The following is a 13,236-nucleotide window of genomic DNA, read 5'->3' as shown; positions in this document are numbered from 1 at the left end:
CTTTTTTTGCTCGGGTTGTTAACGCCCTAGCAAGCGGGCAAGCCCGACGCTCATGGGCGTGGTTTCACCCAAGGTGAAACGTTGCAACAGACGAGTGTTGTCCGCTCGGGAATGGCGGATATCGCCAGCACGGGCCGGGCCATAGCTAATCGGTGGCAGTTCGCCAACAACCGCGTTCAAGGCTTCAAGCATTTGCTTGAGGGTAGTGGTTTTGTTCAGGCCTACGTTGATGGCGCCCTCTTGAACCTGTGGCGCTTCAATGGCCTGAACCAGAATGGTCACCAGATCGCCCACGTACATGAAGTCACGGGTTTGCTCGCCATCACCAAAGATAGTGATCGGCAGGCCCTTCTCTGCGCGCTCGCTGAATATGCTGATCACGCCCGAGTACGGCGAGGACGGGTCTTGTTTCGGTCCGTAGATGTTGAAAAATCGGAAAATGACCGGTTCAAGGCCATGCTGGCGGCGATAGAAGTCCAGGTAGTACTCGCTGGCCAACTTGTCTGAAGCGTAGGGCGTCAGCGGTGCTTTGGGCGTGTCTTCAACAATTGACTGACCTTCACCGTTGTTGCCATATACCGCTGCGCTGGAAGCGAACACCACACGCTTGACGCCAGCTTCACGCATGGCCTCGCACACATTGAGCGTGCCGACGAAGTTGCTTTGATGGGTGCTCACCGGGTCATCAACCGAGGCCTGGACCGACGCCACTGCCGCCAGGTGAACGACTGCGCCGCAGCCTACCATGACGCTTTTGACCAAGGCAGCGTCAGCGACGTTGCCGACGATCAGTTCGACCTTGGGGTTATCAAGCGGCAGGTTGCTGCGCTTGCCCGTCGACAGGTTGTCGAGGATTCGCACGGCATACCCTTTGGCCAGTAAGCCTTCCACCAGGTTGGAGCCAATAAAACCGGCGCCGCCGGTGATTAAAACGGGTGCATCAACCATGACGATAAAACCTGTCCAGTAAAGCCGGGAGCGCCGCACGCCAGGCGCGCGGCTTGATCCCGAAGGTGTGAAGTATTTTCTTACAGGCCAACACCGCATGCTGAGGTTCTTCAGCCGCATCGGGGCATGCTGCGTGTGCCTGAGGCGTAGGGGCTTGGATGAGCTGCGGGCGCAAGTGTCGCGCCTCATCGAGAATGGCCTGGCCCAACGCCAGCGGCGTGGTGGCTTCATGCCCGGCGTAGTGGTACGTGCCCCACAGGGGCGCCGCGCAATCGAGTTGCTTGAGCACTGAAATAATGACCCGTGCTGCATCATCGACCGGGGTCGGGTTGCCACGTCGATCGTCGGCCATCAGCAACTCGCCCGGCTTTTCGGCCTTAGCCAAAAAACGGCCCAAACTGCCTTCGGGGCTGTCATCAAGCAACCAGCCGAAACGCAGCAGAACATGTTGCGGGCAGATCGCCCGCACACTTTGCTCAATACGCCATAACGCCTGACCGCGCAGGCCAAGCGGGACAGGTTCGTCCTTTTCGCTGTATGCCGTTGCTCGCGATCCATCGAAGACTCGATAGCTGGAGGGCTGCAACAAGGTCATGCCGTGGTGCTGGCACAACTCAGCGAGACGCTCGACAGCGCGCTCTTGGGCAGCAAGGCGAGTCTCGCTCACGCTCTGCGCCTGAAACCAGTCGAAGTAGTAGGCAAGGTTGATAACGGCATCTGGACGGGTGTCATCCAGCAGTTGCGTCAGGCTCGCAGCATCCCAGCCGTCTTGCGGCGGACGCGGGGCGAGGAAATTAATGTCTTCCTCGGCACCCAGACGAATCAGCGCCTGCCCGAGAGCATTTCCGCCGCCTAATAACATAAGGCGCATTCGCATAGAGTGTGCAGGCTCAGTCTATTCAGAACGGTGATATATACCAGAAAACCAACCGAGGAAGCTGTTGGTCATGATCAAGACTCTCGCATTTTGCGGGTTTCTAGTCCCGTCGTCACTGACAAACTGCACAGTCGGTCATCAGCCATCACCGTGACGGCGGTGGCACGTCAGGCAGCAGTAGCGTGGAGTGCTGAGATTCTGGGGCGGCTTGCGCAGTTTCCTCTGGTCCACGCACCGGCACCAGGAAGCCCTGCGGATAATGTTGCGCAAAATGTACATCCGCCGACTTATCCACAAGCTTTTTGAGCCGATCGTTAAACGCCCGTGTAATAGAGCTCTGCGCACCGGACATGGTCCTGAACTGCGCGGTCATCGTCACCCCATCCAGATTCATGCTGTCGACCCCAAAAATCGTCAGTGAACCCTGCAGACTGAGGTTGAGCAAAGCGTCGTCGCTGATCTGCCGACCCGCCTCGCGCATCAAGTCCGTGGCTTTATCAATATCGCTGTCGTAGGTGAACTGAATAGAGAAGAAGGCATAGGCAAATTGTCGGGAATGATTGATCACCGCCTTGATCTGGCCAAAGGGCACCGAATGCACATAGCCACGCGAGTCACGCAACCGCAGGGTCCGAATGGTCAGCCCCTCGACGGTGCCAGCATGGTTGGAGTCGACCACGACCCAGTCACCGACTGAAATGGTGTCTTCAATAATGATGAACAAGCCCGTAATGACGTCTTGCACCAATTGCTGAGAACCAAAGCCGATCGCCAGACCGATGACCCCGGCCCCCGCCAGGAAAGGCGCGACGTTCACGCCCAGATTGGCCATGGTGGTGATGGTGCACACCACGACCAGAATGACTTTTATGGCATTGCGCAGCAGCGGCAGGATGGTTTTGGTCCGCGTGCTCGGCTGATGTAGACCGCGCCGCGTGACTGTAGGCTCCAGCGCTTGCTGGATAGCCGTATCGAGCACCACCCAGGCCAGCCACGTGACCAGCAAAATCAGCAGGATGTGTCCAAGTGAATCACTGATGACTTGGCCGGTGTGGCTATCGGACGCAAACGCCAGCAGCGAGAAGCCCCAGATTTGCGCCAGCAATTCGATAAAGGTCACGGCCAGTGCAATACGCAACAAGGCGTAAATCACCGTCAGAAAGCGCTCTTTATAGGCGCCCGTGGAGCGCAGGCGAGTACGGAATGAGTGATGCAGAACCGTGCTTAAAAACACCGTGCCAATCAGCAACCCGGAGGTCAGCAACGCGCTGCGCAGCGCTTGTTCACTGCCCTCGCCAACACCCAGCAGGTTAAGCGCCGAGACCAGTAGCATGAGAAGGATGGGCCAATACCAAAGTACCGAAAAAATTCGCAACGACTCCTGCAAAGCCGGTTGCCCCAGGCGCTGGGCCAGCGCGCGATTTCGAATCAGGTGCGCCACCGGGCGGCGTAACTTGATAGAGAGATAGGCGAAGATGAAACACGCCGCCAGCCCTGACAGTACCGAAAAACAGCTGGCGATATTGCGGCCAAAATCTTGCGCAATCTGCGGGTTGTTCGTCGCATCGCTCAAGGCTGCAAAAAAGCCAATCGCGAACAGCGGGCGCAGGGAATACTGGCGAATAATCTGCACCGCTCGCCGCTTGTGTCCTACATCAAACATGACGCTCAGAGATAACACCACGGCCGCGCAAAACACCCCGCCGCTGCTGGCATAAGCCAGGCACAGAGCCAGGGAGCGCCCAATAGAATCTTGCAGATAGCGGCTGCCGAACAGTGTCAGCGCCAAGGCCAGTACCGCTGGCAACACATACGGAACGCCATAGCCAATGAGCATGCACACCCGAGGTCGGGTTCGAACCAGACGACTATTGCTCAGGTACCGCGCCAGCCATTTGCCGACCAGCATGAGTCCAATAAAACAACCAAACCAGATGATCGTTAGTATCAACAGATCACCCATGCCGCTTCTGGCAGGTTGTGTAACCACTTGCCCGGCCAACTCCCCCGCTTCATCTGCCGCTCGCTCAGTCCGCAAGCGCCAGATGTCCAATAGATGCAGACTCATGCCCAACTGGTCATGCATTGCGTCCATGCTGGACCCTAAAGCCCCCAGCAAACCGCCATCGACCAGCACCGGTGGCTTGCCGCCGGCTTCTTCGGCTTTCATGACAGAGGCTAGCGTCGGCGCGGCCTGAAGGGTGCCCATACCGGCAAGCAGCAAGGCGACGAACAAGGTGACAGTTTTAAAAATGGACAAAATCGTGGGTCCTCCTGGACATCTGTAAGCAGTGGCTTGATCACGAACACCCGTGTTCGATGAACAGCCCAACAGCACTCTGGCTGGATACAGCTTAGTCAACAGACACACGAGCCCGACAACTTCGCTCGAAAACCTTCTGCTGCCTCGCAAAACCGGGCCCAAAAAAAAGGCCTGGCGCTGAATCAGCGGCGGGCCTTTTTGGTTCTGAGGAGGTAACCCGAAGGTAAGACCTAGTACCGTTCCAAATACCTTTTGAATTCTTCACGCCCTCAGCCTTAAGAAAAATACCATCGTCTCAATCAGTTACTGATCATGTAATACTGAAACGTAAATTTTTTTGTCAATTTTTAACCATTTTACCTACCTAAAACGCGACACTTTTAAATTTTGCAGCCCGCGAAATGACCTCAGAGGACGGCCTCAGCCCGACATCTGTTTCTCGTCCTGCCGCCTCTAATCAGGCACAACCAAAGGACGGAGCCGCTTAACAAGACATTGTCTGTAACCCGGCAATCAATCCTTCTAGTGAATGGATACGGCCGTGGGTACTCGCCGTTCCAGCTGGTTGTTCGCCGGCTCACTGCGCAGCGGCAAAAGAGCAGCGGCAATCATGAGTTTAATCCAGTCGGCGCGCATGAATGGGCATGATCCATATGCCTATCTCAAAGATGTGCTGACACGGCTGCCAACACAGCGTGCCAGTGAGATTGATCAACTGCTGCCGCATCAGTGGGTGCTGGCCTGAGTCATGCAAGGTGACTTCCGCAGACGCTTACGTTTGAAGGCCAAGCCTGCCTTGAGTAGAGAAACATCGGTATGCTCTACCGATACGAAGGAGTGCTCTGGGCGGCACATAGGCTTTCTTCAGATGTGAGGCGTAAGTTAAAGGGATACAGACTATGCAGCAGGTTAATCAGAAGGAAAAAGCCAAGCTCTGGCTCTCACAATTCGACCAAGTACCGAATGACCGCGCGCTCGCCGAAAAGCTGCTCAACTCGGTGAATTACTGCCCGCTGAATGAATTCAAGGGCAGCATGGTCAAACTCACTCGTAAGGTCCTTCCATCAAAACAACCTTCAGCCCTGTTCATCGAGCGTGAACTCCAGCCCACCAGAGCCAAGCTCCCCCCCCCACTGTACAAGCAAAAAAAAACCTTCAGTGCACGATCAAAGAAAAAGCACGTCAGGGCACACGGAGCCGCCATCCAAGCGGTCAAGTCAATCAAGTACAAAACTCAGGATATTGGCAGTGAAGCGCTGACCGCGTGGATAGCAAACACTCTATGCCGCCACAACGATGCACGCTTTCTCCTGCAACCCACCGCTGACAACGTCAGAAACTCGAAAATCAGAAATTTCGTAGTGCTTACGGACTTCATCGGTAGCGGCGATCGGGCACGAAAAATCTTGGATGCCATGTGGGGGGTGGCCTCCATCAGAAGTTGGTGTTCAGGCAAGTTCGTCAAGTTCTGGGTCTTAGCTTACAGCGGGACGGAGCAAGGCATTAACAACGTTCGCAACCATAGATTTGCGCCTCAAGTGCATGTGGTCACTGACTGCCCCACCATCTTCAACAGCTTCGATGCAGACAAGGATGACATTATTACCCTGTGTAAGGTGTACGGCGCTCATAGTGATAACCCGCTGGGATATCAAGGCGCAGCTGCACTCCTAGCTTTCGAGCATGGTGCACCGAACAATATGCCCGCGATCTTCGTGTCTGAGAAGAATCGGGGTGCCAAACGCTGGGCACCTCTGTTCCCAAAACGAGTAACTGAATACTACTGGCGCACTTCCGAGATTGACATGGCTCCCGTCATTACCAAAGCACTCGAAGCACTGCGACTGCCCGAAATACAAGGCGCACCGAGCTTTCGGCGTGCAAGCAATACGCTCAAGTTAGCCGTGATCACTCTCCTCGCATTCTCTCAGAAAAAAAGACGAGCAGCGGATCTACGGCGGCTTCTCCCACTATCGCTGGATACGTTGCTGCTGGCGAAAGATCGAGCTGTTAAGCGAGACTGGATTACAGTAGAGGGTGCCCTAACGCTCACCGGGCGCAAAGAGATAAGAATGCTACGACGCCAGGGAGCAAAATTTTTTGTAGCTCCCGACCCCTTCACTCCGTATCATCCGGAGCAACTGAGGGCTCCGCAATAGCGGAATCTAGTACCCCGCACGCTGTGCGGGACTTATAGGGAGCAAACTTTGCTTTCCGTTGGAATGATCTCACGCTGACAGGAGGTTGGGAGCCTTAAAATGACGCTATCGATGTCTGGCTATTTCAAGGCTCTCATCCGCCAGGGCGGAATCTAAAGGTAGATGAAACGCTGGAGCCCTCAGCCCTATTTAAAAGCAGGACGTGCCGCAGGCATTCCTGAGGACGTTCTGCAGAACGCGGTGAAGATCGCCAGTCAAATGAATCATGGCTGCCCCCCTGTCTTCTCCCTGAAACACTTGGCCAACTTGACAAGTGTTCCTTACCCCTTTCTGCACAGAACCATTGGCAGAACGTACCAAACGGAAGCTTACACCGTGTTCAGGCTGCAGAAGCCCAACGTGGGCCACAGTCCAGATCGCTTCCGATACATCTGTGCCCCAAGTCCTGAGCTGCTCAAAGCTCAGCGATGGATCAACAAGTACATCCTATCGAACCTCGCGCCTCACCATACGAGCTATGCATATGATGAGCGCAACGGCGTTTTAGAAGCGGCCAGCGTCCACTGCCAGGCAACCTGGCTGATCAAGCTCGACCTCACTAATTTCTTCGAGTCCATCCTGGAGCCAAAGGTCTTCAAGCTTTTCAGATCAATTGGGTATCAGCCTCTTGTAGCTTTTGAGTTGTCGAGACTCTGTACTCGCACTCGCGTCAGCGGTAATCCAGACACCCAGTTCTGGCATGGAGAGCTCTTGCCGACCTTGCCATATAAAGACTCCAGGATTGGCCATCTACCTCAAGGTGCTGCAACCTCACCGAAGATTGCCAACCTTGTCATGCGATCTCTCGACGAACAGCTCTACGAATTTGCTTCAAGAAATGAACTCATCTACACCCGGTACGCAGACGACCTGATTTTCTCTTCAAGGCAACCTTTCGATCGAGCGCTGGCCTCTAGTCATATTCAGTCCGTCAACCAGATATTGCGTGGCGAGGGGTACTGGCTGAACCGTGCTAAAACCAAAGTTGTCACCCCTGGAACAAGAAAAGTAGTATTGGGCTTATTGGTAGATGGTCCTGTACCTAGACTCACAAAAGTCTACAAGAAGTATGTCAGTGACCACCTCTACTACCTCTCACATCCGAAGATAAGCGCCGAGACCCATGCTACGCGCAAAGGGTTCAACTCACTTCAAGGGCTGATTAACCATGTCAGCGGCAAGATCGCTTACGGCATCAGCATCGAGCCGCAGTGGGGAGCTATACAAGGACAGAAGCTCAAACAAATTTGTGAGACGTTACAGGTTGATCATGTGATGTTTCCTTGATATCAGATGGCGTAGTCCAACACTGACGCTACTCTCTTGCTTTCAAGTTTTTTCGTTTGCTTTAGTACAAACACGGAACTAGATCCGGCGAGGTGATTGATGAGCTGCGCTACATCTGCTTCGGGCGGAAAGTCGCCATCATTTGTGCCGTGGGCAATACTGCCGGCGTTTCTGGTAGTACCTACCCCATGGATGATGGCTCCAAGCCCTGATACGCGCTTTGAACTAGGTGTGTTCACCGGGCGCTTACTTAATTTTGCCTTAAGCGCAATGCGAGATCTCAATATGCGCAGGACTGCTAACCACGGGGCGATCCTTCCAGTCTCGACTCTTGGATGATGAAATGTTCAAGCCAGAGCTTTTACCTTCCTATATAAATCACAAAGGTGAAGCGCGGACATATCCAAAATTGGCTCATACATAAATGAGTTCAAATGGATATTTTCCGGGGTCATGAGATTGACCTGTGACAGTACTACAATGTGGTCTCTCGCATTCGGAAAGTCCAAAGAAAATCTGCTATATAACTCAAAGGTCTGATTACTACTGATAGATTCAACAAACGCAGCATCGTTAATCTTAGCAATCATAAGCTCTTCAGCTCTAAGCCGGATCCCAATTGATAAAATCACCTTTGATTCAAGCTCGACATCATCATCCGCCTTCGCTGCCAGCTCTTCGGCCTCATCATAAATTAGCTGCATGACAGATTTTTCCGGATTGGGAAGCGTTAGGGTGGCTTGATCCAGCAATGTCGCCTTAAATAATGCTTCAAGGTCTCCGACAGTAAGAGTCCGACTATCGGATTTAATATGCAACAATGAAGTAAGCTTGAGATAGTGTGGACTGGTAACACCGTGACAATATTCAGCTAGGTTTCGCACAAAAGGTATGCAAGCAACAAGAAAAGATGATTTTTTTGCCAACCCGCTCTTCCAAATCAGAAAAGGATTTTTTTGATATTTTTCTTCTACAAAACTTAATGTACCTTGATTTTTTTTGGCGAACAGTCTCCGAGACCTAGCAATCTGTAGCCTACTGCTGATGGTGCGATGAAAATCAAAATTATGTGTTAGGAATACAAGCCTGAAAAACGGTATCTTCGAAATATCGTTAAAGTACTCAATAATCGCATATTTATTTTTATAATCAAACGAGTCGGCTATATCATCAATTATTAGTAAAGTCTGCTGCGTTGACTCTAGCCTCGCTTGAATCTCAAACAAAACATTCAGTATATATAGAGCACGCTTTTCACCCTGACTGAGAACCTGAAGGAGCTTATCTTCCTCCACCCCGCACGTGCCTTGCCCATCCTGGAATTCAAACACAATCTTAGGGGTTTCGCCTTTCAGAATGACATCCTGTTGGTTTTGAACCACCAGTTTGAATGGCACATAAAAACGCTCGTTGAATTGGGTAACCACTGCGGCCCACTTTGTCTTCTCCTCTAGTGCCTGCTTGGCCGTCTCTGCTATCACGTCCTTGGCAGAAGCATAGGCCGTTGCAAACGAACTGAGCGCTATTTGGGCGACATTAAAATAGGAATTCCAAAGCTTCTTTCTGAACCCGTTAAAATCAGCAAGCTCAGCCAGAATTTCCGGATGCCCAGTTAGGTATTCACGAAACTTCTTAAGCTCTGCATTTTTTTGAAGCTGTCTGTCAACGGCTTCGAACTTTTTGGATAGTTCTTTATCACCTAGAATGCGCTCCTTCTCTGCAACAACTAGGGCCTCCAAATCCCTCGCTGAGCTTATTTCAAGCTTTTCAGCGCCATTTGAAATATTCAGCGTATGATTGGCATCAAAGAAACCATTGTTTTGTAAGTTTTTAGATACATCAACTGCACCAGCATGATTAAACTTACTACTTAGCAGTGGAGACTTATCTACTAATTCTTGATACTTTGACATATATTCTTGTAGTTGGTCGTGCAACGTACCAGCTTTAAAGGCCGCAATCGTTTTATCATTAAATATCTCGACGTATGACAAATCAGAAAAACGAGTATCACCATCCAAACTATTAGCTAGCTCTGCAAAAAAATCGTACGGACTCTTGAATTGAAACACCTCTTTGATCTCAGATGCGGGGGTTGTTTTCCCTGGCCAGCCTGAGATTTCCTTTAACGCCTTCAGCAGATCTTCTTGAGTCGTTTCAATGTTCCGAACAGCCTCTTCATATTCGTTCCTCAGCTTTGGGTTTACTAGAAGAGTTGAAGTCCCGCCACCTGCGTAGCGCTCAACGTAAGGTTTGATTACCAAGATGGATTCTGAAGCAATTGGTGTGGCCAAATCAGATGTAATAGATCTACTGGTAGGACGTGCAGGGAATATCAAATCTTGGCTGTCTCGCCCTTCCTGAAAATCCAGAAACGTTCGCGCCAGCGAGGTTTTCATGAAACCATTCGGAGCGTAGATGGAGAACGCGGAACCAGGCGGAACCTCCGGACGGCCTTTTAATTTCGGACTGCCCAGGAAGTTAAGCGATGCGTCAAGTTGCTGTATACCGTAGCAATTCTCAAGTTTTATGCCTAAGACGTCCATATCCATTTCTCGATTTGAGGGTACTCAGAGCAGTCGACACTATCGATTTGCCAGCATCCTGTCTATTAGCCGTGGATAAGTCCTAAGTCTAGAACCCAGTGCTCAGAAAAAAGACGGATTCTATTGGAACCACTCTGTGGACGATTTCTGTGCAGCAGATTAAATCTGTCTGCCCGCTTCGCGGAAATATCGATGGGCCGCAGCTTGTCGATAGCGATAGCCTTTAGTCGTCTATCGAAATGGTCATTGCCACTGACCACGACTCTCGAATCGTTGAATCCAATCACACGCCAGAACGCAGTACAATCCAGAGCGCTGACTTAGGCTGCATTTGGCTTGCATAGAGATGATCCACCGTTACCGGAGAGCGTCCCCAACACGAATGGCATTTCGAGGTTGTCGAACGCATAGCGCATGCAAATACCATGCGCCAGTAGCTGAGTCAGATAGTTTTCTAGAGCTGTCGACGCTCGCGCTTAGATAGCTTCCCGAGCAAGTACGCCGAGATGGTTCCCATAATCTCAATAGCCGCTTTAGCCTCCTCTGAAGTCAGAGTGGGCACCCAAGGTCTCCCATGACCGGCCCCCTGTTTGTTACGTACGCGGTTCACGCCAAGTGCGGCGGTGAAAAGGCCACGCTCCATCGATTTGATCGCTGGCTCACCAGACTGCTCGGGAATTTCGGGCACAGCCAACTCAAGGGCAATGAAGGCCATACCCAAAAGCCCCTGAAAGTTCGCCTTTTCTGGATAACGCCCCTCAAGGCTCATAAGTACGTGGGCAGCGGTGGCTTCTAATAAGTCTTTTCCGGTACCCACTATTAGGGCCGCATCCTCTGCTCCCTTCTGAGCACGAAGAGCATAGCCCAACAGAGCGTCAGTCAATTCCGATCCGACAAGCGCAGCCAAGACTTTGGGAGATACCGTTCCATCGTCCGCTAGATTGAAGCCCTCTACGTTGAAGGCCCCCTTAGCGTTATCCACGGCCTCACGCCCCACATAATTCGTGGACGTTTCGCGGAAACCGCCGCAGGCCCTGACTTTTGATAGCAGCCCCATGGCTAAACGAGAACCCGCCTCAGGCTGTAGCTCCATTGCACTGTAGAGCACAGCACGAACTCGCTTAGCCTTGCCAATAGTTTGTCCTTGCTGCTTTGGATCATGCTTAGAAAGACCAACGGCATTAACTTGAAACTCAATATCGGAATGGGATGGCTCCCGATAAATGCCACTATTTCCAGAGTCGTCTACCAACTGAGCCAATGCATGGACGAGGGTATCTGTAAGCGGAATGGTATTCATAAGCCTCTCTTTCCCTATATTAGAAACAGCTCAGCCGCTTTCAGGATGCCTATCAGACTGCACCGCCCCACTCGAGCGCATGAAGCACACGACGTACCTGTTGGGCTCCGATCTCGGTTACGCACAGCAGCACCGGCGCGCTATGACCACAGGCGGCATTCGGGACTGACATCCAGCTTGCGACAGTCTCACGACTCTCAAAAACTAGCAGAGCTTGTTGACACATGAAGGCAATCCTATCGAGCCGCTCGGAGGCAACTGAGTCCAGCAATTTATTTTGATGTTGTCGCCGTTTAAGCGTGGGGAGTGATGCATTGAATAGCAGCACAAGGTGATCCTCTACCAGGTTGAAGGTCGCACTCGTGGCCATAACCAGTTCTCCGGGCATTCCGACCTTGATTTGCTGCAACCGCTCAGCTTCTGTCTGCTTGTGGATCTGTACGCTGAGCTCCCAAAAGACGTCGAATAGCCGTTGACGCGAGGCGACACTCATTCTAGGTAAGCACTGGGCGACTATTAGTTTGTGCATGCATACTCCTCTGATTCTTGGATGAGGCATCCGCTTTTTCCGGAGATCTATCTGGTAGGCAGTCTCCAGCTCATGTAACTAAGTACCACGATAATAAACAAACGTTTCACAGTGAAATATGATTGCTTCCATTCACGCTAAATCGTAGGGAGCTCTCACAATAGCTGGCTGCCCTTGGCTGTGAGGTGGGAGAGCCACGCCCCATGGATAGGTGGGGCTGTCTGAGCGCTCGTATTGATAAACAACCGCTGACGGCAGCAGTCTTCTGTCATAGATTCGTCCTAGGTTGAAAACCACACTGTTTGGAGCAGCTATGATCAAGTGAATGGTTTTTACACCCTGACTCGACAATCCCTTCAGTGCCTGTAGAAATTGCTCTGCTAAGGCGCTTTGCTTTTCCAATGACCAATGTGCGTTTGACGATAGTTCGTCCATTTTCATGTGCATGACAGGCATTCTTGGGAAGGTGGTTGCAATGCCTACTTCGTCAACAGGATAGGATATCGAAAGCGCTAGAACGACGTCCTCAGCACTGCAGGAGAGGGCAGCTACAGTCCGCAATCTGTGTCCATCATCGATGTCACTTCGGATCATGCGCCATTGGCCAGCTCCTAAACGGTCCCAGTCGAAGACCTTGATCCCGCCTCCCTCGTCATCAAGCAGGTAGCCAGTGAGAAAAGTAAACGGCACAGGCATGAGCCCTCCGTAAACAATTTCAATATCGTTTCGATTCTGGCCATCAAGACGGCGGACTAGGTCACCTCTACCGTCCACTACTTTTTGCAGGGCGACATCCGGGTTTGTGATACGACCTTCTGTAATGCCTTCTCGGATGTCGACAAGAATTGTATCGACGACCCCTCCTAGAGTATTTTTTACCGCCGCATCTAGCGGGCTATCTATTTTGAACAACCCTTTCTGCTCTAGGAGTAAGACGCGTTGTCGGGCTAGTTGCTTGCGGTCTTGCAGGTGTAGGTAAACCCCTGCCGAGACCATTATCACACCTACGACAAAGGCCGCGATGCTCACCCACGCTGCAGGACCTCCGGTGGTGTCAATGTTAGCCTGCAGTTGGATTGAAGGGCTGCCGTACTTAATAGTCCCAACAATCCCCCCAGCAAGCGCGACACCTATCACGACCGCCCCATAACGGATTAGGCAGACCCCAATACTCTTGGGACGAACAAACCAATCGACAAGCTTTCTTCCCCAACTGAGTAATTCTTCCTTAAGCATCAATACATCCTTCTGTATAAAAATTGTTGGTGCAGGTTTACGACTGGCCTTA

10 protein-coding genes and 1 pseudogene are annotated in these 13,236 nt (G+C 51.9%); 3 read left to right on the top strand and 8 right to left on the bottom strand.

Annotated elements, in window-relative coordinates; all coding sequences use genetic code 11:
* Positions 1 to 18: 18 nt before the first annotated feature.
* From ACIQYF_RS20505 to ACIQYF_RS20495, 3 genes are all read right to left on the bottom strand, one after another.
* Positions 19 to 948, bottom strand: a complete 930-nt coding sequence (locus ACIQYF_RS20505; RefSeq protein ID WP_402865462.1) for an NAD-dependent epimerase/dehydratase family protein — start codon at positions 946 to 948, stop codon at positions 19 to 21.
* Positions 941 to 1,825, bottom strand: coding sequence for a sugar nucleotide-binding protein (locus tag ACIQYF_RS20500; RefSeq protein ID WP_402865460.1), 885 nt, complete (start codon positions 1,823 to 1,825; stop codon positions 941 to 943). The genes ACIQYF_RS20505 and ACIQYF_RS20500 overlap by 8 nt, the downstream gene beginning before the upstream one ends.
* Positions 1,826 to 1,970: 145 nt before the next feature.
* Complete coding sequence (locus tag ACIQYF_RS20495) at positions 1,971 to 4,034, bottom strand: mechanosensitive ion channel family protein (protein ID WP_402865544.1); 2,064 nt, start codon at positions 4,032 to 4,034, stop codon at positions 1,971 to 1,973.
* A 584-nt stretch (positions 4,035 to 4,618) separates the two neighbouring features.
* Here ACIQYF_RS20495 and ACIQYF_RS20490 point away from each other — a divergent pair.
* The 3 genes and pseudogenes from ACIQYF_RS20490 to ACIQYF_RS20480 form a co-directional block, all read left to right on the top strand.
* A pseudogene (locus ACIQYF_RS20490) lies at positions 4,619 to 4,833 on the top strand (transposase domain-containing protein); the annotation flags it as partial.
* A 154-nt stretch (positions 4,834 to 4,987) separates the two neighbouring features.
* A complete protein-coding gene (locus ACIQYF_RS20485; protein ID WP_314917625.1) occupies positions 4,988 to 6,247 on the top strand; it encodes a hypothetical protein in 1,260 nt (419 codons plus the stop codon).
* Between the two features lie 162 nt (positions 6,248 to 6,409).
* A complete protein-coding gene (locus ACIQYF_RS20480) occupies positions 6,410 to 7,573 on the top strand; it encodes a reverse transcriptase family protein (RefSeq protein ID WP_402865458.1) in 1,164 nt (387 codons plus the stop codon).
* 2 nt (positions 7,574 to 7,575) lie between these two features.
* Here the strand turns inward: ACIQYF_RS20480 and ACIQYF_RS20475 are convergent, their stop codons facing one another.
* From ACIQYF_RS20475 to ACIQYF_RS20455, 5 genes are all read right to left on the bottom strand, one after another.
* A complete protein-coding gene (locus ACIQYF_RS20475) occupies positions 7,576 to 7,812 on the bottom strand; it encodes an abortive infection family protein (protein ID WP_402865456.1) in 237 nt (78 codons plus the stop codon).
* A gap of 108 nt (positions 7,813 to 7,920) precedes the next feature.
* Complete coding sequence (locus tag ACIQYF_RS20470) at positions 7,921 to 10,125, bottom strand: hypothetical protein (RefSeq protein WP_402865454.1); 2,205 nt, start codon at positions 10,123 to 10,125, stop codon at positions 7,921 to 7,923.
* 448 nt (positions 10,126 to 10,573) lie between these two features.
* The gene (locus tag ACIQYF_RS20465; protein ID WP_314917629.1) at positions 10,574 to 11,419 is read right to left on the bottom strand and encodes an abortive infection family protein; all 846 of its coding nucleotides are present in this window, start codon (positions 11,417 to 11,419) and stop codon (positions 10,574 to 10,576) included.
* Positions 11,420 to 11,471: 52 nt separating this feature from the next.
* A complete protein-coding gene (locus ACIQYF_RS20460; RefSeq protein WP_314917631.1) occupies positions 11,472 to 11,948 on the bottom strand; it encodes an MbcA/ParS/Xre antitoxin family protein in 477 nt (158 codons plus the stop codon).
* A 132-nt stretch (positions 11,949 to 12,080) separates the two neighbouring features.
* Complete coding sequence (locus ACIQYF_RS20455) at positions 12,081 to 13,184, bottom strand: SAVED domain-containing protein (RefSeq protein ID WP_402865451.1); 1,104 nt, start codon at positions 13,182 to 13,184, stop codon at positions 12,081 to 12,083.
* Positions 13,185 to 13,236: the final 52 nt, after the last annotated feature.

The organism is Pseudomonas sp. NPDC096917, assembly GCF_044762555.1.
Taxonomy (GTDB): domain Bacteria; phylum Pseudomonadota; class Gammaproteobacteria; order Pseudomonadales; family Pseudomonadaceae; genus Aquipseudomonas.
Note: the sequence above shows the minus strand (reverse complement) of the source record. Positions and strands in the feature narration are given on the sequence as shown.

Excerpts from the sequence above, each read along its gene's own strand:
- ACIQYF_RS20505 (WP_402865462.1), bottom strand. The coding sequence starts at position 948 with ATGGTTGATGCACCCGTTTTAATCACCGGCGGCGCCGGTTTTATTGGC.
- ACIQYF_RS20500 (WP_402865460.1), bottom strand. The coding sequence starts at position 1,825 with ATGCGAATGCGCCTTATGTTATTAGGCGGCGGAAATGCTCTCGGGCAG.
- ACIQYF_RS20495 (WP_402865544.1), bottom strand. The coding sequence starts at position 4,034 with ATGGGCACCCTTCAGGCCGCGCCGACGCTAGCCTCTGTCATGAAAGCC.
- ACIQYF_RS20485 (WP_314917625.1), top strand. The coding sequence starts at position 4,988 with ATGCAGCAGGTTAATCAGAAGGAAAAAGCCAAGCTCTGGCTCTCACAA.
- ACIQYF_RS20480 (WP_402865458.1), top strand. The coding sequence starts at position 6,410 with ATGAAACGCTGGAGCCCTCAGCCCTATTTAAAAGCAGGACGTGCCGCA.
- ACIQYF_RS20470 (WP_402865454.1), bottom strand. The coding sequence starts at position 10,125 with ATGGATATGGACGTCTTAGGCATAAAACTTGAGAATTGCTACGGTATA.
- ACIQYF_RS20465 (WP_314917629.1), bottom strand. The coding sequence starts at position 11,419 with ATGAATACCATTCCGCTTACAGATACCCTCGTCCATGCATTGGCTCAG.
- ACIQYF_RS20460 (WP_314917631.1), bottom strand. The coding sequence starts at position 11,948 with ATGCACAAACTAATAGTCGCCCAGTGCTTACCTAGAATGAGTGTCGCC.
- ACIQYF_RS20455 (WP_402865451.1), bottom strand. The coding sequence starts at position 13,184 with ATGCTTAAGGAAGAATTACTCAGTTGGGGAAGAAAGCTTGTCGATTGG.